The sequence below is a fragment of the Enterococcus sp. 12F9_DIV0723 genome, assembly GCF_002174375.1.
Lineage (GTDB): Bacteria > Bacillota > Bacilli > Lactobacillales > Enterococcaceae > Enterococcus_A > Enterococcus_A gilvus.
Window position 1 is genome coordinate 1,101,469 of the sequence record NZ_NIBK01000001.1, and the last position, 18,480, is coordinate 1,119,948.

Annotated in this window: 23 protein-coding genes; 17 read left to right on the forward strand and 6 right to left on the reverse strand. The window is 41.2% G+C overall.

All coding sequences use genetic code 11. From position 1 onward, the window contains the following. Positions 1-15 precede the first annotated feature (15 nt). From A5868_RS05325 to A5868_RS05395, 15 genes are all read left to right on the forward strand, one after another. Entirely contained in the window at positions 16-1,347 is a 1,332-nt protein-coding gene (locus A5868_RS05325) for a 6-phospho-alpha-glucosidase (protein WP_086305679.1), read from the forward strand. Between the two features lie 63 nt (positions 1,348-1,410). Beyond that, positions 1,411-2,196 (forward strand): MurR/RpiR family transcriptional regulator, encoded by a 786-nt coding sequence (locus tag A5868_RS05330; protein WP_010781304.1) that lies wholly within the window; start codon positions 1,411-1,413, stop codon positions 2,194-2,196. Between the two features lie 105 nt (positions 2,197-2,301). Further along, positions 2,302-2,721, forward strand: a complete 420-nt coding sequence (locus A5868_RS05335) for a hypothetical protein (protein WP_254908373.1) — start codon at positions 2,302-2,304, stop codon at positions 2,719-2,721. Beyond that, positions 2,718-3,176, forward strand: coding sequence for a PTS sugar transporter subunit IIA (locus A5868_RS05340; RefSeq protein ID WP_086305681.1), 459 nt, complete (start codon positions 2,718-2,720; stop codon positions 3,174-3,176). The genes A5868_RS05335 and A5868_RS05340 overlap by 4 nt, the downstream gene beginning before the upstream one ends. Positions 3,177-3,391: 215 nt before the next feature. Next, positions 3,392-4,291, forward strand: a complete 900-nt coding sequence (locus A5868_RS05345) for a sugar ABC transporter substrate-binding protein (protein ID WP_254908377.1) — start codon at positions 3,392-3,394, stop codon at positions 4,289-4,291. Continuing rightward, positions 4,291-5,598: a sensor histidine kinase gene (locus A5868_RS05350; RefSeq protein ID WP_086305682.1), complete on the forward strand. Its 1,308-nt coding sequence runs from the start codon at positions 4,291-4,293 to the stop codon at positions 5,596-5,598. Before A5868_RS05345 ends, A5868_RS05350 begins: the two co-directional genes overlap by 1 nt. After that, positions 5,591-6,265, forward strand: coding sequence for a response regulator transcription factor (locus A5868_RS05355; RefSeq protein ID WP_086305683.1), 675 nt, complete (start codon positions 5,591-5,593; stop codon positions 6,263-6,265). Before A5868_RS05350 ends, A5868_RS05355 begins: the two co-directional genes overlap by 8 nt. After that, entirely contained in the window at positions 6,258-7,556 is a 1,299-nt protein-coding gene (locus A5868_RS05360; protein ID WP_086305684.1) for an ABC transporter substrate-binding protein, read from the forward strand. The genes A5868_RS05355 and A5868_RS05360 overlap by 8 nt, the downstream gene beginning before the upstream one ends. A 183-nt stretch (positions 7,557-7,739) precedes the next feature. Continuing rightward, a complete protein-coding gene (locus A5868_RS05365; RefSeq protein WP_086305685.1) occupies positions 7,740-8,165 on the forward strand; it encodes a PTS sugar transporter subunit IIA in 426 nt (141 codons plus the stop codon). A gap of 17 nt (positions 8,166-8,182) precedes the next feature. Next, positions 8,183-8,674 carry a PTS system mannose/fructose/N-acetylgalactosamine-transporter subunit IIB gene (locus A5868_RS05370; protein ID WP_086305686.1) on the forward strand — a complete coding sequence of 164 codons (492 nt, stop codon included), beginning with the start codon at positions 8,183-8,185 and terminating at the stop codon, positions 8,672-8,674. A gap of 22 nt (positions 8,675-8,696) precedes the next feature. Further along, entirely contained in the window at positions 8,697-9,539 is an 843-nt protein-coding gene (locus A5868_RS05375; protein ID WP_086305687.1) for a PTS mannose/fructose/sorbose/N-acetylgalactosamine transporter subunit IIC, read from the forward strand. Continuing rightward, positions 9,520-10,377: a PTS system mannose/fructose/sorbose family transporter subunit IID gene (locus A5868_RS05380; RefSeq protein ID WP_217808918.1), complete on the forward strand. Its 858-nt coding sequence runs from the start codon at positions 9,520-9,522 to the stop codon at positions 10,375-10,377. The genes A5868_RS05375 and A5868_RS05380 overlap by 20 nt, the downstream gene beginning before the upstream one ends. Before the next feature lie 67 nt (positions 10,378-10,444). Further along, a complete protein-coding gene (locus A5868_RS05385; protein WP_086305689.1) occupies positions 10,445-10,711 on the forward strand; it encodes a hypothetical protein in 267 nt (88 codons plus the stop codon). Positions 10,712-10,893: 182 nt separating this feature from the next. Beyond that, a complete protein-coding gene (tsaE, locus tag A5868_RS05390) occupies positions 10,894-11,361 on the forward strand; it encodes a tRNA (adenosine(37)-N6)-threonylcarbamoyltransferase complex ATPase subunit type 1 TsaE (RefSeq protein WP_086305690.1) in 468 nt (155 codons plus the stop codon). Further along, positions 11,358-11,879: a GNAT family N-acetyltransferase gene (locus A5868_RS05395; protein WP_010781300.1), complete on the forward strand. Its 522-nt coding sequence runs from the start codon at positions 11,358-11,360 to the stop codon at positions 11,877-11,879. The genes tsaE and A5868_RS05395 overlap by 4 nt, the downstream gene beginning before the upstream one ends. Before the next feature lie 55 nt (positions 11,880-11,934). Here the strand turns inward: A5868_RS05395 and A5868_RS05400 are convergent, their stop codons facing one another. Both A5868_RS05400 and A5868_RS05405 read right to left on the reverse strand, forming a co-directional pair. Further along, positions 11,935-12,468 (reverse strand): 3'-5' exonuclease, encoded by a 534-nt coding sequence (locus tag A5868_RS05400; RefSeq protein ID WP_086305691.1) that lies wholly within the window; start codon positions 12,466-12,468, stop codon positions 11,935-11,937. A gap of 77 nt (positions 12,469-12,545) precedes the next feature. Beyond that, entirely contained in the window at positions 12,546-13,301 is a 756-nt protein-coding gene (locus tag A5868_RS05405; protein WP_010781298.1) for an exodeoxyribonuclease III, read from the reverse strand. Positions 13,302-13,432: 131 nt separating this feature from the next. On the opposite strand from A5868_RS05405, the gene A5868_RS05410 reads away from it, so the two are divergent. Continuing rightward, positions 13,433-14,344, forward strand: coding sequence for a Gfo/Idh/MocA family protein (locus tag A5868_RS05410; protein ID WP_086305692.1), 912 nt, complete (start codon positions 13,433-13,435; stop codon positions 14,342-14,344). 85 nt (positions 14,345-14,429) lie between these two features. Then, the gene (gene murB, locus A5868_RS05415; RefSeq protein WP_086305773.1) at positions 14,430-15,335 is read left to right on the forward strand and encodes a UDP-N-acetylmuramate dehydrogenase; all 906 of its coding nucleotides are present in this window, start codon (positions 14,430-14,432) and stop codon (positions 15,333-15,335) included. Positions 15,336-15,381: 46 nt separating this feature from the next. On the opposite strand, the gene A5868_RS05420 is transcribed toward murB, so the two are convergent. The 4 genes from A5868_RS05420 to A5868_RS05435 are packed head-to-tail and all read right to left on the reverse strand — an operon-like array spanning position 15,382 to position 18,265. Beyond that, positions 15,382-16,005, reverse strand: a complete 624-nt coding sequence (locus A5868_RS05420) for an ECF transporter S component (protein WP_086305693.1) — start codon at positions 16,003-16,005, stop codon at positions 15,382-15,384. A 3-nt stretch (positions 16,006-16,008) separates the two neighbouring features. After that, positions 16,009-16,551: a phosphopantothenoylcysteine decarboxylase gene (gene coaC / locus A5868_RS05425; protein WP_086305694.1), complete on the reverse strand. Its 543-nt coding sequence runs from the start codon at positions 16,549-16,551 to the stop codon at positions 16,009-16,011. Further along, positions 16,548-17,273, reverse strand: coding sequence for a phosphopantothenate--cysteine ligase (locus tag A5868_RS05430; protein ID WP_086305695.1), 726 nt, complete (start codon positions 17,271-17,273; stop codon positions 16,548-16,550). Before A5868_RS05430 ends, coaC begins: the two co-directional genes overlap by 4 nt. Then, positions 17,273-18,265, reverse strand: coding sequence for a YhdH/YhfP family quinone oxidoreductase (locus A5868_RS05435; protein ID WP_086305696.1), 993 nt, complete (start codon positions 18,263-18,265; stop codon positions 17,273-17,275). Before A5868_RS05435 ends, A5868_RS05430 begins: the two co-directional genes overlap by 1 nt. Between the last annotated feature and the right edge of the window lie 215 nt (positions 18,266-18,480).

An 18,480-nucleotide genomic window follows, 5' to 3' on the forward strand; every position in this document is an offset into this window, starting at 1 on the left:
GGAGCGTATTTAAAAATGAAAAAATTCTCAATTGTTATTGCAGGCGGAGGAAGTACTTTTACACCAGGGATCGTATTGATGTTGTTGGATAATCTGGATAAATTTCCCATTCGACAAATCAAGTTTTACGACAATTTGGAAGAACGCCAAAATCACGTCGCAAGTGCCTGCGAGATTTTGCTAAAGGAACGCGCACCAGAAATCAACTTTGTCGCTACGACAGATCCCGAGGCGGCATTTACTGATGTGGATTTCGTGATGGCACATATCCGTGTTGGTCTGTATGCGATGCGAGAAAAAGATGAAAAGATTCCATTGAAATATGGTGTCGTGGGTCAAGAAACTTGCGGGCCTGGCGGAATTGCTTATGGGATGCGTTCAATTGGCGGCGTATTGGAACTAGTCGATTACATGGAACAGTATTCACCAGATGCTTGGATGTTGAACTATTCAAATCCGGCAGCAATCGTAGCTGAAGCGACGAGAAAATTAAGACCTACATCAAAAATCATCAATATTTGCGATATGCCCGTGGGTATCGAAGAGCGAATGGCGCATTCAATCGGTTTATCTTCACGTAAAGAGATGGTCGTTCGCTATTACGGCTTGAACCATTTTGGCTGGTGGACAGATATTCGTGATAAAGAAGGCAATGATTTAATGCCTCAGATCAAAGCACATGTGAAGGATCATGGGTATTCGTTACCAGAAGAAATCGAAGAATCTCAACACACCGATGCAAGCTGGATGCATACTTTTGCGAAAGCGAAAGACGTGTATGCGTTAGACCCAGATACATTACCAAATACGTATTTGAAATATTATTTCTATCCGCAAGATGAAGTAGCCCATGCCAATCCAGAATTCACGCGAGCAAATGAAGTGATGGCCGGCAGAGAGCAGCACGTATTCAGCGAATGTGATCGCATTGCGGAAGCAGGCACCGCTGAAGGAACGTCTTTAGAGGTGGATGAGCACGCAAGCTACATTGTGGATTTGGCTCGAGCAATTGCCTACAACACACACGAAAGAATGCTATTGATCGTACCAAATGAAGGGGCCATCGTAAACTTTGATGAGACAGCCATGGTTGAAGTCCCTTGTGTTGTTGGAAGCAACGGTCCAGAGCCGCTTACCCAAGGAAAGATTCCGCGTTTCCAAAAAGGATTGATGGAGCAGCAGGTCGCGGTAGAAAAATTGGTCGTAGAGGCGTGGGAAGAAAAATCTTACCAAAAGCTGTACCAAGCATTGTCTCTATCACGAATCGTTCCAAATGCGCGGATCGCAAAAGAATTATTGGATGATCTGATTGAAGCCAATAAAGATTTCTGGCCAGAACTGAAATAGTTTGTGTGAAATAAAGCTACTTTTCTCCTCCTTCACGTATAATAGTGTAGGAGGGGGAATTTTATGACATTAGAACAATTGATCCATCAGCATTTAGAAGAACTTAGTGAATTGGATAAAGATATTTTGCAATTCATTCTTGCAAATCCTGAGCAGGTCCAATCATCAGGTATCATGGAATTGGCAACGATGGTCCATGCATCAAAATCATCGGTCTTACGTACAACAAAGAAACTCGGATTCTCTGGATATTCAGAATTGAAGTATTTCTTGCGTCATTCGGAAGCCAATGAGCAAACAGAGACGAACGAAAAAGATATTTTTGAAAAACAATTTGACGACATCAAAAAGACATTGGAATATATGCACTCTGTGAATCTAGAACCCATCAATGAGATGTTCGATAAAAGTCAGATCATCTACTGTTACGCGACGGGTTTTTCACAAAAAAATGCGATCGATGAATTTTATAAGATGATGCTGCATGTCGACAAACGAGTATTGGTTTTACCGAATAAAACAGAACTGGATATGGTCATGCCGATCATCACTAAAAACGATTGTGTCATTGTGGCCTCTCTCAGTGGTGAGACGGATGAGATCAAAGAAAATCTGACGGCTTTTGAAGTTCGAAAAATCCCTGTGCTGAGTGTTACTGCAATAGGAGACAATTATTTTGCAAGACACAGCACGTTCCATTTGAATTATTATTGTGACTATTTTGTGGTAGGTAGAAGACACACGCAGGCACAATCGCTGATTGGATTAAACTGTTTGATGGACTATTTAAGCCGATCCTATAGTGTCTATACCCTTGATAAGGGCGAGACAGTTGCCACAGACAATTAGCCTGTCGCTTATAAAGAAAAGACATTTACAAATGAGCAAAGACAGTTGAAGAAGGAGTGAAAAAAAATGATAGCGCTTAAATCATTTAGAATAAAGAGGAATGTATTGTTAGGCTATTGGATTTTGGTCCCAAGTCTCTTTTACTTCTATTTATTCTTAATAAGTTTTCATCAGCAACTAAGTATCCAAGAGCTTATTACACAAATCCCCGGACTGGCACTGGCTTTTCTAGTTTCTTTTGTGACGCTTTTTCAGGCGGCCTGTCTTTATTTCATCGGTCATGAGAAGGCCAATAGTGGAAATTTGGAAAAGCAGTTTTTGACCTTTAGTATGGTTCAGCAAATTCTAACAGGGAATATTATTGGTGCGGGATTGTGCTATTTTTATAATAAACAGTTGTTTTCTGGAGAAGAGAATCCTTCGCAAAGGACAAAACTACTTTTTTATTCCATTGTGGGCTTTGTTAGTCTGATCAGTTTAGTCATTTTGATGATCGCGATTCGCATGAGAGGAGTACACGTATGATTTCATTTTTTAAAAAGAAAAATCCTAAAATTTTCAGCCCAATTGCTGGTCGCTTGACACCTTTATCAGAAGTAAATGATCCTGTTTTTTCTGAAGGAATGATGGGACCGGGATTTGCAATAGAACCTGAAGCGGGCGAGCTGTATTCTCCGATAGAAGGTGTAGTAACCAGTATCTTTCCTACAAAGCATGCGATCGGTCTTAAGAGAAAAGACGGTAAAGAGCTCTTGATCCACATCGGAATCGATACGGTGGAGTTGAATGGTGAAGGCTTTAATATTTTTGTTCATGAAGCAGAGAAGGTGACGCCGCAAACGAAGCTTGCTGAGATTGATCTGGCGTATTTGCAGCAGCAAGGAAAAGAGAAAACCATCATGGTCCTTTTTCCTGAGGATACACAAACGTATTCAGTAGCAGAAAAAGTAGTAGCTGCGGGAGAAGAACTTTCGTTATAACGAAAAAAAAGCAAGAATCCTTTTTGAGGGTTCTTGCTTTTTTTATAGTATAAAAATACAAATCGATAGTAAAATGCTTACATATGTCACTAGGAGAGAGCTTCTTGAATAGTGTATGATAAGAATAAAACGGAGTAATTTGAATAATTGGGTTAAGGGTGGTGCGGATGAAAAAACGAGGAATTTTCAAATTAGGTCTGATTCTTTTGATGCTTATGGTAATCTTCGGAATATATTCGATAGGATATAAAAATCCGAGTAGACAAAACCGTGTATTTGGTGTTTCTTTTATGACAATGAATAACCCTTTTTATGAAGTAATAAATAACGAACTATGGAAAGTGATAGAGAACAATGGAGATGCCTTGATTACACTGGACCCTGCTTTAGACATCGAAAAGCAAAATGAACAGATTCAATATTTTATTGATAAGAAAGTAGACGGGATTTTTATTAATCCGATCGATTCTGGAGCCATTAAACCTGCGTTAGAAAAGGCAGAAAAAGCAGGTATTCCTCTTATTGCGGTAGATGCACCTGTTGAAAATTCTGAACTCGTGGATGTTACCGTTGTATCCGATAATTATGACGCAGGAGTTCAGTGTGCTAAAGATATGATGGATCGTTTTGACCGGACCAAGATTATTTTACTAAAGCACACAGCAACTAAATCAGCAAAAGATCGCATTGACGGGTTTTTGGCAACGATCAAGGGGCATGATGACTATCAAGTCGTCAATCAGGGAGAATGCCAAGGACAATTAGAAAAAGCAATGCCGTTAATGGAAAAAATGCTTGAGGAAACACCTGATGTTGACGTTGTCATGGCATTAAATGATCCGAGTGCTTTGGGAGCCATCGCCGCATTGGAAGAGGTAGATAAATCCGATGTAAAGGTATATGGAGTAGACGGTACCCCCGAACTTAAATCATTAATCATGAGTAGTTCAAATGTGATCGGGACAGTCGCTCAATCACCGATCTCGATGGGAAGAATTGCTGCGAATGAGATGTATCAATTGCTTAAAGGAAATGGAAAAGAAGAAGTCGTGGTTAAAGTAAAACTGATAACGTCAAGAAATGTTGAGGCCTACGATGAAACAGGGTGGCAGTGATGAAGAGAAAGTACGATATTTCATTGACGACGATCAAAAACACTATGACAGCATTAAATTTTATTATTGTGATTTTTTTTGGAACCGTCTACTTGATAGGAACTAAATATGTTGTCGATCATCGAATCGCGCGTGAGTTTTTGGATCGGGTCAATCATGTTCCTTTGAACCCAGAGGTAGTGTATTTCGCGTCGATTTTATTATTTATAGTATTGATTTTTTTAATGTATTATCGAACAATCATTGCACGCAATCATAAGGTGTTAAATGTCTTATTCACGGTCGTACAGCTGACGATTTGTTTTGGATTGATGTATCTATTTAATATGGGATACAACGGAATTGTACTCTTAGTTTTTTGTGACAGCATTTATCATTGGAAAGATTCTTCTTCTCGCTGGATATTGGTTGCACTGATTATATTATATTTAGTATCTAGTTATGAAGTAGCCTCAGCAGTATTGCCCATGAACAATCCGCAAGCATTTTTTGAAATATATGATATGAATACTCGGAGTCTCTTATTTGCGATACGAAACGTATTGGTCACACTGAATATCCTTATTTTTATTGGCTTTATTATTATGTACATTACGCATCAACTTGAAGAAAATGAAAAAATCGCTAAGGAACTCGATATGATCCATCAAGTAAACCGTGAATTAAAAAATTATTCGGTAGCCATTGAAAAAATGGGAGAAAGAAACGAACGAAAACGACTAGCTAGAGAGATTCATGATACCCTCGGTCATGCACTTACAGGGATAGCTGCAGGGGTAGATGCCTGTATCGTCATGATAGATATCGATGCACCTGAAACAAAAAAACAATTGAAGGTCGTAGCAAAAGTAATACGTCAAGGAATCGGCGAAGTAAGAGATTCTTTGAATAAGCTTCGCCCAGGAGCACTTGAAGAGCAAGGGTTTAAGGGCGCTCTGTTGAAGCTGATTTCTGAGTTTACGAGCGTCTCTCATTTAGAGGTGGAATTGGATTATCAACTGCATAATATTGATTTTGAATCGATAAAGGAAGACGTATTGTTTCGTGTGATTCAAGAAAGCATGACCAATTCCATGCGTCACGGCGGTGCGACAAGTTTGAAGATTCGTTTCTATCAAGAAAAAGACTGGGTTTACTTGGATATCCACGACAATGGTGTCGGGGCTTTGGAAATTCATCATGGTTTTGGATTAAAGCAAATGGTCGAGCGGCTTTCTGTTATCAACGGGGACGTTCGTTTTGACGGCACAGATGGATTCCATACAGTAGCGAAAATACCGATTCAGAAAGGAGAACAGTATGATTAGCGTTCTTATAGCCGACGATCAAGAATTGATTCGCGAATCATTGAAGGTCGTCTTAACAAGTCACGATGATTTATCTGTGGCAGGTGTTGCAGCTGATGGGGTAGAGGTATTGAAATTTTTAAAAAGGCAAGCCGTGGATATTATTTTAATGGATATTCGTATGCCAAATATGGATGGTGTCCTTTGTACTAAAGCAGTCAAAGAAACATACCCTGGAACTAAAATCATTATTCTGACGACTTTTGATGATGATGATTTTGTCTTTAGTGCATTGAGATACGGAGCGAGCGGGTATCTGCTCAAAGGAGTAGGTATGGATGAACTTTACCACGCCATTGTTACCGTCAATCAAGGCGGCGCAATGATCAATCCGGATATTGCGATGAAAGTATTTAGTACCTTCTCAAAGATGAATCAGAATAATTACACCATCAAAGTTGATAAGAAAGATACTGAGACCATCAGTAATCCAGAATGGCGGGTACTGCAGCAAGTTGGGTATGGGTTGTCAAACAGAGAAATCGCTGAAAAATTGTTTCTTTCTGAAGGAACAGTTCGTAATTATTTAAGTTCTATCCTTACAAAGCTCAATTTAAGGGATCGGACACAATTAGCAATTTGGGCAGTTCAATCGGGGCAGACGGCAAAGGGGTTTAACAATGAATAAAAAGATTGCGGGGGCGATAACAGGGCTATTTTTTCTTGTTGTACTCATTTTGGGCGTGACGTATTATCGCAGGCCTGTCACGATCACATTAGGTACCTTCGCAGGAAGCAACTGGGATGTTCCCAACGGCAATAGCTATAAAGTGATTGACGATGCCATCGCTCGCTTTAAAAAGAAACATCCAAATGTCACGATAGTGTATGATAGCGGAGTTCAAAAAGAGGACTATTCCCTTTGGTTATCTGAAAAAATAGTCACAGGTAAAGAACCTGACATTTTTTTAGTCCCTAGTGAGGATTTTAATACGCTTAGTTCTTTGGGTGCTATGAAGGACTTAGATTCTTTAATGGAAAAAGATCAGAATTTCAACAAAGAGGACTATTATAAAAGCGCAATGCAATCTGGTGTTTACCAAAAAAATCAATATGCACTGCCATACGAGAGTAACCCGACATTGATGTTCGTAAATAAAACACTATTAGAAAAAGAAGGGATTCCAATCCCTAATAATGATTGGACATTACAAGACTTTTATAAGATATCAAAAGAAGTGACGAAAGACAGTGACAGGGACGGGCTGATTGATCAATATGGATACTATGATTACAATTGGTTAGATTCCGTTTTTGCTCATGGCAGCCAAATATTTGATGAGGAAGGGGATACGAGCTATCTTAGCCAGGATTCATTCAAAGAATCGATTAATTTCGTAAGACGACTTCAGAAACTTAATCGAGGCTACCCAGTGAGTGCAGATGATTTTGATAAGGGAAGGATTGCTTTTTCTCCAATGCCCCTTTCCCAGTACCGAACGTATAAACCTTATCCTTGGAGAGTGAAGAAGTACTCGAATTTCGAATGGGATTGCGTAAAGATGCCAACTCTTAATGGTAAGGAAGGCAATAGTCAAACTTCTACACTATTAATGGGAATGTCAGCGAACACAAAACATACTCAAATTACTTGGGAATTCTTGAAAACATTATGTTACGATCAGCAGGTACAGCAGAGCTTGATTGAGTACTCGCAAGGACTTTCTCCACTAAAAAAAGTCACTAGATCAGATCAGACGATCTCACTCATAAATGAAGATACAAAAGACAGTATGGTAGACTTGCATCTTTTAAATGAAGTGATGGAAGATACGGTCAATCATAGTCAATTTAAAAAATATCAGTCCACCTTGAAAATCATCGATACCAGCTTGCAACAGCTTATTGAATCAAATGAAGATATGGACGTCTCACTATTAACACTCCAAAGGGAAGTTAATCAATATTTAAAAGAATAAACGATCGCATCCAAACATGACCTGTTATCAAGGTCATGTTTTTTTGTTTACATTATGCTAGATCAAAATGACATCTGTCATAATCATTTTGTTGAAAATTCATAAAAAAGATGTGACAGACGGCAGATGGAATAGCTAAGAATTCTTGTTAAGCTACAAGTGTAAAGACAAGGAGGAGTGTAAATGAAATACATGCTATTGGTTTCCCACGGAATGTTTGCCAAGGGACTAGCAGATGCATTGCAGATGCTAGTTGGACCGAAAAAGGAATTACTTGCTTGTGGATTAAAGGAAAACCAATCCATAGATGGTTTTGCCAACGATTTTTCAATGTTAATAAAAGATATTCCCGTTGGGAGTGAATTGGTCGTCCTGGGAGATCTTATTGGCGGATCGCCTTTGACCACTGCAACAAGCATTTTGATGGAGAAAGGATTCACAGAAACGATGGTCGTGATGGGTGGGATGAATCTACCGTTGGCTGTAACAGTTGCATTAATGAAAGATTCTTTATCGAAGGAAGAGTTAGTAGTGCAGGTAACTAAGGAAGCAAGAGAGGCGCTTAAGGAATTTCGTTTAGTCAAAAATAATGAAGACGAAGATATTTAGGGAGGAGTATTTATATTATGACAGTTTCATTTGTAAGGATTGATGATCGGATCATTCATGGTCAGACGACGACACGTTGGGCAAAGGAATACCCTTGTGACGGGTTGGTAGCTGTGAACGACAAGGCTGCTTCCAGTGACGTATTAAAAGCCGCGTATAAAGCCGCTAGTGAGAAAAAAACGTTTGTCTGGAGTATGGAAGAATTTGTTAGAAAATCACAAAAGGTCTTAGACAGTGATTCACGGTATTTCTTAATTACTAAAAATCCGAATGATATGTACAAGCTTTTAGTAGAAGACGGGTTTGATCCGGGGATCAGAAAGATCATTGTTGGCCCTTGCAATGATCGAGAAGGCGCTGTAAAACTTGGAAACAATCAAAGTGTTACTCAAGAAGAAGCCGATGCTTTTGAAAAACTGAGTCAGGCGGGGTATGAGATTGAGTTTTCTTTGCTTCCAGATGTATCGATCGGTCCATGGAGCAAGTTTAAAGGGAAATTTGGCTATTAAAAACAGAAGGGAGCAATAAATTATGGCAATCAATTGGCTTCAAGCGGCAGTTTTAGGGATTTTTGCTTGTCTATCAAGTATGCCTGGACTAGGTGGGACTTCAATTGGAAATTATACGCTAGGTCGCCCATTAATCGGGGGATTGGTTTGTGGAATTATTTTAGGAGATTTGAAGACAGGTATTTTAGTCGGTGCCGCCATGCAATTAGTATATATTGCCTTAGTAACACCCGGCGGAACGGTGTCAGCGGATGTTCGCGCAGTTAGTTATATTGGTATTCCATTGGCAATGCTGGCATTGAAGAGTTATGGAATTGATGCGGCAAGTCCAGACGGAGCAGCATTAGCAACGTCATTTGGAACAATGGTCGGTACATTAGGAACCGTACTGTTTTACGGAACAGCTACCATCAATTTGGCTTGGCAACATATCGGATGGAAAGCCGTCGAAAAGGGAGAACTCAACAAGTTGAATCTGGTCAATTATGGCCTGCCCTGGATATCCCATATCATTTGTTCGTTTCTACCTACATTAGTGATGTGTAAGATGGGTGCCCCAATGGTAGATCTGATTAAGGATTATCTGCCAATGGATGGTCTAGCAATGAAAACCTTGTTTACAGTGGGCGCATTATTGCCAGCAGTTGGGATCGCTATTCTATTGAAACAAATCGTTACGAAAGCTACGGATTTCATTCCATTTTTCTTCGGTTTCACATTAGCAGCATCGTTAGGCATCAACTTAGTATCTGCGACAGTGATTGCTGGAATGTTTGCATTAATCAATTATCGGATCAGATCAATAAAATTGGAAAAAGCAACCGCTGCGGGTGCTCCATTCGATGATGATGAGGAGGATATTTAACATGGAGAAAAAGATTTCAAAAAAGACGTTGTCTAAGTCCTTTCATAAATGGTATTACGGAAATTTGACCTGCTTCTCTCAAGAGCATATGCAGACATTCGGGTACTTGTGTTCGATGTTGCCAATCGTTGAAGAATTGTATGAAAAAAAGGAAGATCAGTTAAAGGCAATCAAGACGTACACGGCCTTTTTCAATACGGAGCCTCAATTAGGAGCAGTCGTCGTCGGAATTACTGCCGGCTTAGAGGAAGCGCGAGCATCCGGAGCGGAGGATGTCGATGATGAAGCCATCAATGGTTTACGTGCTGGTCTAATGGGGCCGATTGCTGGGATTGGAGATTCTCTTGTTGTTGGTACGGTCATTCCAATCTTACTTGGTATTGCGTTAGGAATGTCGAATGGCGGTTCCCCACTAGGAGCGATCTTCTATATTATTGCTTGGAATCTATTTGCTTATTTTGGAATGAGATTTATCTATTTTAAAGGGTACGATCTTGGTGGGAAAGCGGTTGACTTCCTAGTAGGGACAAAGGGAGATGCGATCAGGGAATCTATCACGTTGATTGGTGGAATCGTGATAGGAGCCGTTGCGGCAAGCTGGGTCTCGATAAAAACGGCTTTCACAATGACCGCAGACGGGGCAAAGGAACCTTTCCTTAATTTGCAGGAAACATTAGATGGCGTCTATCCAGGATTCCTAACAGCTATTTTTGTTTTCTTTTGTTGGTACTTGTTAGCTAAAAAAGGAATGTCTCCGGTAAAGGTCATGTTGTTACTGGTAGTTATTGCTTTTGCTGGTGTATTGATTGGTTTCTTTAATCCAGGACTGCAATATTAAAAGGAATCAAGAATATTTAAGATGTATGGTTTATAGGAAAGTTGGATAAAGTAAGGAGCTTGAACGAATGGCTAACGAAACGAGAGCAGCCTATAAAAAAGAAATGGAATTTCAACTGAGAATGCTTCAGAATTTGAAGCGTTGGGCACGAAATATGTTGATCTTATCCTCTATCGCTTTCTCGCTTATTTTATTCGGAACGGCTCATCACACGATACAAGTGTTTGGTATAGTTCTTATGGTCCTATCACTCTCCATTCTATTGTTATTAGGATGGACGATAAAAAAAGGAACAGACAATTTGAACTTACTGCTTGAGAAAAGAATGTTATAGGCTTGGAAGAGAGCTATAAGTATAGAGGCCAAATGAATTCAATTAAATAAATAAAAAGTCAAGGTAGATCTATTAGCTATCTTGATTTTTTTATATTGGAACGAGCAATTAGAAATCTTTTACTTTTCTACAAAAGCTGAAATCGTTATACTAAATTGGTAGTAGAAAAGAGGGGAATCGGCGTGATAACGTTAGCAGATACAACAGCAACAGAAAAATTAGGAAAAATCATTGGAGTGGTAGCGAATCGAAGCGATAATCTGGTATTGACTGGGGATCTTGGTGCAGGAAAAACAACACTGACTAAAGGCATCGCTTTAGGGTTAGGGATTGACCAAATGATCAAAAGTCCTACCTATACGATTATTCGTGAGTATCAACAGGGACGGTTGCCGCTGTATCATATGGACGTGTACCGTATCGAGTCAGGTGCGGATGATTTAGGATTGGATGATTATTTTGAAGGTGATGGTCTTTCTGTGATTGAATGGGGGCAGCAATTGGGCGATTATATGCCAGAAGATTATCTGGAGCTGCTCTTATCTAAGGACGATCAAGATGAGAATCTGAGAAGGGTCGAGTTGCTGGCGAATGGTGAGCGATCAGAGCGATTCAAAGAACGCATTTTGAAAGCGTGGGAAACAAAATGAGTGAAGTCGAAATAACTTTGAGAGAAGCGATTCCGGAGGATGCTGCGGACTTATTAAAGGTGAGTCGTCAAATCGCGAAGGAAACCGATTTTTTGATCATGGATGAGGCTGGTTTAGGTTTAGATGAAGAGCTATTGGAGCTGCAATTGGCGAATCTTTACGAGAGTGAAAATAACGTCCTCTTATTAGCTCTTGCAGATGATCGAATTGTTGGGATGGCATCGGTCAAAGCAGGACCAGAGTACACAGTCGCTCATATTGGAGAAATGGGTATCAGTGTTTTGAAAGAGTTCTGGGGAATTGGACTTGGATCTGCTTTATTAGATGAAGTCATTTATTGGAGTGAGAATGCCTCGCCACTTCGACGATTGGAATTGACCGTTCAAAAAAGAAATGAACGAGCGATCCATTTGTATCAAAAGTTTGGTTTTGAAACGGAAGCCACGATGGCGCGTGGCGCTCGGGATGCACAAGGGGAATTTTTAGAGGTTCTATTAATGAGTAAATTGATTCATTAAAAAAAAGCGAAGCAGCGTGCTTCGCTTTAAAGGAATTATCGAACGGAATCACCGACTACATCGGCAAGACTAATTTTTTTAGAGGATCAACGCCAAAGTGATCTTCTTGATAAAGAAGGATTTTGGCACACGCACGACTATCCTCTAAGGCATCGTGGTGATGTTCTAATGGGATGTCCAGTTCTTCGCAGACCGTGTTCAATCGATGGTTTGCCATTTCAGGAAATAAGCGGCGGCTGGATCGCACGGTGCAAAGTGAAAGATAGGACGGCTGCTCTAACTGATAATATTCTAGACAGCCAGCTAAAACTTTCGTATCAAAACCAGCATTATGAGCGACGATCAAGCGATTTTCCTTGTAGTAATGCTGGATCTCTTGCCATACTTCAGGAAATTTCGGCGCATTTTCAACATCTTCAGGATGGATACCGTGGATTTGGATATTCTTCCAGTAAAACTCAGTCTCTGGTTTGATCAAGGAATAATATTCGCCAACAATCTGGCTGTTTTTCACCATTACCAGCGCAAGGGAACATGCGCTGTGGGTTTGGTAATTGGCTGTTTCAAAGTCCATTGCGATAAAATTCAACAGGTTCACCTCTTCGCCATTGTTTTAACCTATTTTTTTCAGCGGCGAAAGTCTTGGGGTCAAATTTTCACTCTTTCTTAAAGAGTAATATCGAGTTCGACCGGGCAATGATCGCTGCCGAAAATTTCGGTATGAATTTTTGCCTCTTCCAGCTTGTCTTTTAAGTCCTCAGAGACAACAAAATAATCGATGCGCCATCCGGCATTGTTTTTACGGGCATTGAAGCGGTAACTCCACCATGAATAAATGCCTTCTTGATCCGGGTAGAAGTAGCGGAACGTATCGATGTAGCCATTCTCTAATAAGATACTGAATTTTTCGCGTTCTTGCGGTGTAAAACCAGCATTTTTTTGATTGGTTTTCCAATTTTTTAAATCGATGTTTTCGTGAGCCACATTTAGATCGCCACAGAAAATAACCGGTTTTTTCGCTTTTAAGCCGTTTAGATACTGCAGGAAGGCTTCTTCCCATGTCATGCGGTAGTCTAGACGCTTTAATTCATTTTGGGAATTGGGCGTGTAACAAGTAACGACATAGTATTCAGGGTATTCTAAGGTAATTAATCGGCCTTCTTGATCGTGTTCTTCCATGCCGAGGCCATAAGTCACAGTCATTGGTTCATGCTTCGTAAAGATTGCTGTACCGGAATAGCCTTTCTTTTCCGCATAGTTCCAGTATTCGTAGTAGCCTGGCAGGTCCATCTCGATTTGACCTTCCTGCAATTTGGTTTCTTGCAGACAGAAAAAATCGGCATCGAGTTCATTAAAAACGTCCATAAAGTTCTTTTTCATAACGGCACGTAATCCATTGACGTTCCAAGAAATTAATTTCACGGTTCATTCCTCCATACATTATAAAGTGATCATCGAATTAATTGTATCGAAAAAGAGTAAGAAAGCAAAGCAGTTGAGCGTATTTGTCAGTTGGCTGTGCTTAAAAAATAGATTGAAAAGAGGGAATACCTATGAAAATCGGAGTAATCGGGATCGGCGGGATCGCACAAAAAGCCTACTTGCCAACCTATGCGAAAATACGTCAGGATAAGGAGTTTATTTTTGCGACACGGAATGAAGGGGTTCGCCGCAACATTTCAGAGAAATATGGGTTTACTGAAACAGTAGCGACAATTGATGAGTTACTAGGAAAAACGATCGATGCTTGTTTCATCCATGTCGCAACAAAGGTGCATTTTGAAATCGCTAAAAAATGTTTAGAAGCTGGGGTTGCCGTATTTATGGACAAGCCAGTCAGCGAAGAGCTGCAAGAAGTGAAACAGCTTCAGGAATTAGCCAAGGAGAAGCAGCTATTGTTTATGGTGGGATTCAATCGTCGGTTTGCGCCAATGGTAGATCAACTGAAGCTATTGCCGCAAAAACGGGTGATCCATCTAGAAAAGAATGAGCCTGCTCATGGCATGAATGCCCAATATGGAATTTATGATTTGTTCATTCATTTGGTGGATACAGCGGTTTATTTACTGGATGATGAGATCATGAGTGTCCATTCGAAGATTCGGGAAGAACAGGGTCAGATGACTTATGCACAGCTGCAACTGTCCACTGCAACTACAGAGTGTCTGTTATCCATGGATTTGATGAGCGGCGGCAAAATGGAACGCTACCACGTTAGTTCGTCGGAACAAACAATGATCCTCGATCAATTGACGGAGCTGACGATCAAGCGTGGTCAAGCAGAAGAAAGTCAACGTTTTGGTGACTGGACAACGACATTGGAAAAACGCGGGTTTAAACAATTAGTCGAGGCCTTTATCGGCAGCTTGAAGGGACAAACGATTGATTTGCGTCAAGAAAATATTTTATTGAGTCATGAGCTGTGTGATCAAATGCTTCGTCAACACATCCGCCATCAATTATAAGGGGTGGTAAGTTTTTTTCTTGCGTGCTAAAATAGCAAGGATGTTTGAAAAATTTACCCGTATCGAACGAGAAAGGCTTATCAAAGTGAAAACAATAGACATAACGAACACACTACCTAATTTGAAAATCCTTTTGGATGAACCTTTAATGAATTATACGTTTACAAGAACTGGCGGACCTGTGGACGCTCTAGCATTTCCGAAAGACAAAGAAGAAGTCAAATCTTTAGTGGATTATTGCCGCGAACAGGACATTCCTTGGATCGTCTTGGGCAATGCCAGCAACCTGATCGTCAAAGACGGCGGGATTCGAGGTGTCGTCATCATGTTGACAGAGATGACCTCGATCCGTGTAGAAGAGGACACGATCACTGCTCAAGCAGGTGCCAAGTTGATTGATACGACCTATGTTGCTTTGGATCATTCCTTGACAGGTTTTGAATTTGCTTGCGGTATCCCAGGTAGCATCGGGGGAGCGGTCTTCATGAATGCAGGTGCCTACGATGGTCAATTGCAAGATGTCTTTGAATCTGTAGATGTTTTACTCGCGGACGGAACCTTTGAAACGTGGTACAAGGATCAAATGAACTTTGCTTATCGGCATTCAGCGATCCAAGAGCAGCCCGCGATCGTGCTAAGCGCCAATTTTAAATTGGCACCTGGCGATCATACACAGATTGAAAAACGAATGGCTGAATTAACCGAATTGCGTGAGCTGAAACAGCCATTGGAATACCCTTCATGCGGCAGTGTCTTTAAACGTCCGGTGGGACATTTTACAGGAAAGCTGATCCAAGATGCTGGTTTGCAGGGATTGATCTGGGGCGGTGCGCAAATCTCTGAAAAGCACGCTGGCTTCATCGTCAATATCGACAATGCTACAGCAACGGATTATATTGAATTGATCGCCCATATTCAAAAGACGATCAAAGAAAAATTCGATGTGACATTAGAGACGGAAGTTCGGATTCTTGGGGAAGAGCCAAAATAAAAAAATGCTTGAAAGAACTCATTGAGAGATTCTTTCAAGCATTTTTTTATTTCTTCATTAAGCGTAGCAAGACGGCACAAACGCCCATGGTGGCAACTCCAGCAACGATAGCTTCAACCAAGCCGCTGCCAAAAATGATACCAAGGATCACACCGTAAACCGCATTGGCGGTCACTTGCAGCACATCTGCGTAGCTGTCTTTAAAGAAAAAGAAGATCAAATTCATGACTAAGATCGTATTCGTCATTGATCCAGCCAGTCCGGCGATAAATAAGCTGACTGGACGGACCTTTTCTTTCAATAAGCGGTGCAGTCCTTTATAAACAAAGTAAGGAACAACACCAATCAAAATTCGAGGGACGATCGCAACGATGACGGCACGCCAATCACCATGATTTGTCAAAGGGTTGGCGATAAAGGGTGAGAAAACAAAGGACATCGGCGTAATTACGACAGTCGCTCGAGCCAAACTGATTACACCGAATATGGCACCGAGTCCTGCACCGATACGCGGGCCCAAAACGATCGAAGCGATGATCACTGGAATATGCATCGTAGTCGCATTGATAGGACCAATCGGGATAAAACCAAGTGGGGTGACCGCCAAAATGATCATGATGGCTAAAAACATCGCAGTCAACGTAAAATCTTTAACATTTCGCTCTTTCATGTGTTACTCCTTTAGTTTTGAATTTACCAGGTGCACGATATCAGAAACATTCGCTAATGCCCCGTGGCCATAATCTCCGCAAGCAAGCAGCGCTTCCCGTGGTTCTATTTCATGATACCCTACATCTTTCAATGTTGCGATGTTTCGTTGGACGATCGGATTTTGATACATATACGTATTCATTGCTGGCGCGAGAATCTTTGGTGTATCGGGTAAAAGTGCCAAAGCAACGGTAGATAATAGATCATCTGCGATCCCATTGGCTAGTTTGCCGATCGTATTAGCAGAAGCAGGCGCGACCAAGAAGAGATCGGCTTCTTTTGCCAAAGCGATATGGTTGATCAATGCGGCATCGGGCTCTTCCATCACGTCTGTATGGACGCGGCGATGAGACAAGGATTGAATCGTTAAGGGTGTGATGAATTTTGTGCTGCTCTCAGTCATAAGAACATCTAATTGATAGCCCATTTTAGTTAATTCATTCGTGATATCTGCAGCCTTATAGGCGGAGATGCTGCCGCTGACCCCTAGTAAGATAGTTTTCATTTTGCTTCCTCCAGTTTCAGGACTTCTTGAGTGATCAATTCCGCAATTTCTGATTTCGTCTGTGCTTCCTTCACTTTTTGATGGGCGTCGATCAAGTAGCCATGGTGTTTTTCACCGCGAATTTCCGCGAGATCGTTGGCTAAAATAAAATCAGCGTGGTTCTTTTTGAGGCTTTCTTTAGCAACATTCAACAACTCGATCATCGGAACATCCACTAAGAGCTTAAACCCAACTAAAATCGTTTCAGGCTGCAATGTTTTGATCAGTGAAATGATTTTTGGATTTTTCTTTAAAACGATCACCAAATGCTCGGTATCTGAGGAGATTTTTTTCTCTGTTCGCTGATTGGCGATATCGGACAATGATTTTGGCAAATTTGTCGGGTTGTCTGCAATCACCGTTTCTAAATCCTCTAATGTCACGGAACTTTCAGGTGTGAAATCACTGACGGCCATACTGTGAATGACGGCATCGTACGTATGCTCTGTCATTAGTTCCGTTATCTTTTTTTCTAGATCCACGGTTGATTCGATGATGTGGATGTGGAACGACGTACCCTCAGGCTTAACTGCATGGCGGGTAGTGATCAGATCGATCGTTGCCCCTTTTTCTGCAAAACTTTCTGCTAGGGCTTTGCCAAGCTTACCGCTGGAGTGATTGGTGATTGCGCGGACATCATCGATTTTTTCTGACGTACCGCCTGACGTTATTAAGACTCTCACTACTGTTTTCCTCCTAATGCAACGATTGTGCGCCCCACGTGGTTCCCGTCCAAAAGGGCATCCGCTGTTTCCTGCACCTGTGACAATTCAATTTGTTGGACTTGGAAATTTGTCGGCAGTGACCACTCTGTTGCCATTTTGCTCCAAAGCTTTTGACGTTGCGCCATTGATGCTTCTACGGAGTCGATGCCTAATAAATTAACACCACGCAGGATAAAAGGCAAGACAGTCGTATTCAGCTTGATGCCGCCAGCATTTCCGCAAAGAGCCACGCTGCCGCCATAGTGGATGAATGGAAGAATCTGAGCAAGTGTGTCGCCGCCAACAGTATCTATAGCAAAATCGAAACGTTGCTTATTCAATGGGCGACTTTTTTCAGGAAACAAGTCCTCTGGTGACAGCACCGAAGTCGCACCTAATTGGGTTAAGTAGTCTGCTTGATCCTTTTTACGGCTCAATGCCACGATTTCTTTACAACCGATTTGCTTCAAAAAGTGTAGCGCAAAACCGCCTACACCGCCTGTTGCACCAGTGACCAGTACAGAACTGTCTGCGCTTAATCCATGGGCAAGCAGGGCATCGACTGACAATGCTGCCGTAAACCCGGCAGTCCCAAAGGTCATGGCCTGCTTTTCAGTCAATTCTTCGGGTATCTTAACGCACCAAGCAGCAGGGACGACCGCTAACTCACTCAAACCGCCGTCTTGTTTGACCCCTAAACCATAGCCGGTAACGATGACGGTCTCACCAATCTCAAGACTAGCATCGGCTGTTTCAATGACCTTTCCCGCAAGATCGATACCGGGCGTCATAGGATAGCTGCTCAAAACACCTGTGTTTATTTTTGTTGCTAAAGCGTCTTTGTAATTTATGCCGGAATAACTGACAGCGATCAATACGTCTCCTTGATCAACCTCGGGTTTTGAAAAAGTTTCAATTTTTGTGTGAACGGTCTCATCTTTGACCACACGTAAACGGTGATACTCGGTCATGGCGCGTCCTCCTAAGGAATTATTTTATCATGACAAAATCCATTTTTTCATTACTATTATCTTAGCGGAAATAGAAGAAAAAGCAAATTTCTTTTCTCTTTTATTTCTATAAAACTCTCCTAAGAAAATGGGTTGAAACGCTTGATTTTTGCTAAAAAGTTCGTATACTTGAATGGTGCTATTAAACATGAAGTTTACTATTAGCAAACTTGCGA

What these genes read in the sequence shown, in the direction of transcription:
- A5868_RS05325 (WP_086305679.1), top strand. Translation starts at nt 16, where the DNA reads ATGAAAAAATTCTCAATTGTTATTGCAGGCGGAGGAAGTACTTTTACA.
- A5868_RS05330 (WP_010781304.1), top strand. Translation starts at nt 1,411, where the DNA reads ATGACATTAGAACAATTGATCCATCAGCATTTAGAAGAACTTAGTGAA.
- A5868_RS05340 (WP_086305681.1), top strand. Translation starts at nt 2,718, where the DNA reads ATGATTTCATTTTTTAAAAAGAAAAATCCTAAAATTTTCAGCCCAATT.
- A5868_RS05345 (WP_254908377.1), top strand. Translation starts at nt 3,392, where the DNA reads ATGGTAATCTTCGGAATATATTCGATAGGATATAAAAATCCGAGTAGA.
- A5868_RS05350 (WP_086305682.1), top strand. Translation starts at nt 4,291, where the DNA reads ATGAAGAGAAAGTACGATATTTCATTGACGACGATCAAAAACACTATG.
- A5868_RS05355 (WP_086305683.1), top strand. Translation starts at nt 5,591, where the DNA reads ATGATTAGCGTTCTTATAGCCGACGATCAAGAATTGATTCGCGAATCA.
- A5868_RS05360 (WP_086305684.1), top strand. Translation starts at nt 6,258, where the DNA reads ATGAATAAAAAGATTGCGGGGGCGATAACAGGGCTATTTTTTCTTGTT.
- A5868_RS05365 (WP_086305685.1), top strand. Translation starts at nt 7,740, where the DNA reads ATGAAATACATGCTATTGGTTTCCCACGGAATGTTTGCCAAGGGACTA.
- A5868_RS05370 (WP_086305686.1), top strand. Translation starts at nt 8,183, where the DNA reads ATGACAGTTTCATTTGTAAGGATTGATGATCGGATCATTCATGGTCAG.
- A5868_RS05375 (WP_086305687.1), top strand. Translation starts at nt 8,697, where the DNA reads ATGGCAATCAATTGGCTTCAAGCGGCAGTTTTAGGGATTTTTGCTTGT.
- A5868_RS05380 (WP_217808918.1), top strand. Translation starts at nt 9,520, where the DNA reads ATGATGAGGAGGATATTTAACATGGAGAAAAAGATTTCAAAAAAGACG.
- A5868_RS05385 (WP_086305689.1), top strand. Translation starts at nt 10,445, where the DNA reads ATGGCTAACGAAACGAGAGCAGCCTATAAAAAAGAAATGGAATTTCAA.
- A5868_RS05395 (WP_010781300.1), top strand. Translation starts at nt 11,358, where the DNA reads ATGAGTGAAGTCGAAATAACTTTGAGAGAAGCGATTCCGGAGGATGCT.
- A5868_RS05410 (WP_086305692.1), top strand. Translation starts at nt 13,433, where the DNA reads ATGAAAATCGGAGTAATCGGGATCGGCGGGATCGCACAAAAAGCCTAC.
- A5868_RS05420 (WP_086305693.1), bottom strand. Translation starts at nt 16,005, where the DNA reads ATGAAAGAGCGAAATGTTAAAGATTTTACGTTGACTGCGATGTTTTTA.
- coaC (WP_086305694.1), bottom strand. Translation starts at nt 16,551, where the DNA reads ATGAAAACTATCTTACTAGGGGTCAGCGGCAGCATCTCCGCCTATAAG.
- A5868_RS05435 (WP_086305696.1), bottom strand. Translation starts at nt 18,265, where the DNA reads ATGACCGAGTATCACCGTTTACGTGTGGTCAAAGATGAGACCGTTCAC.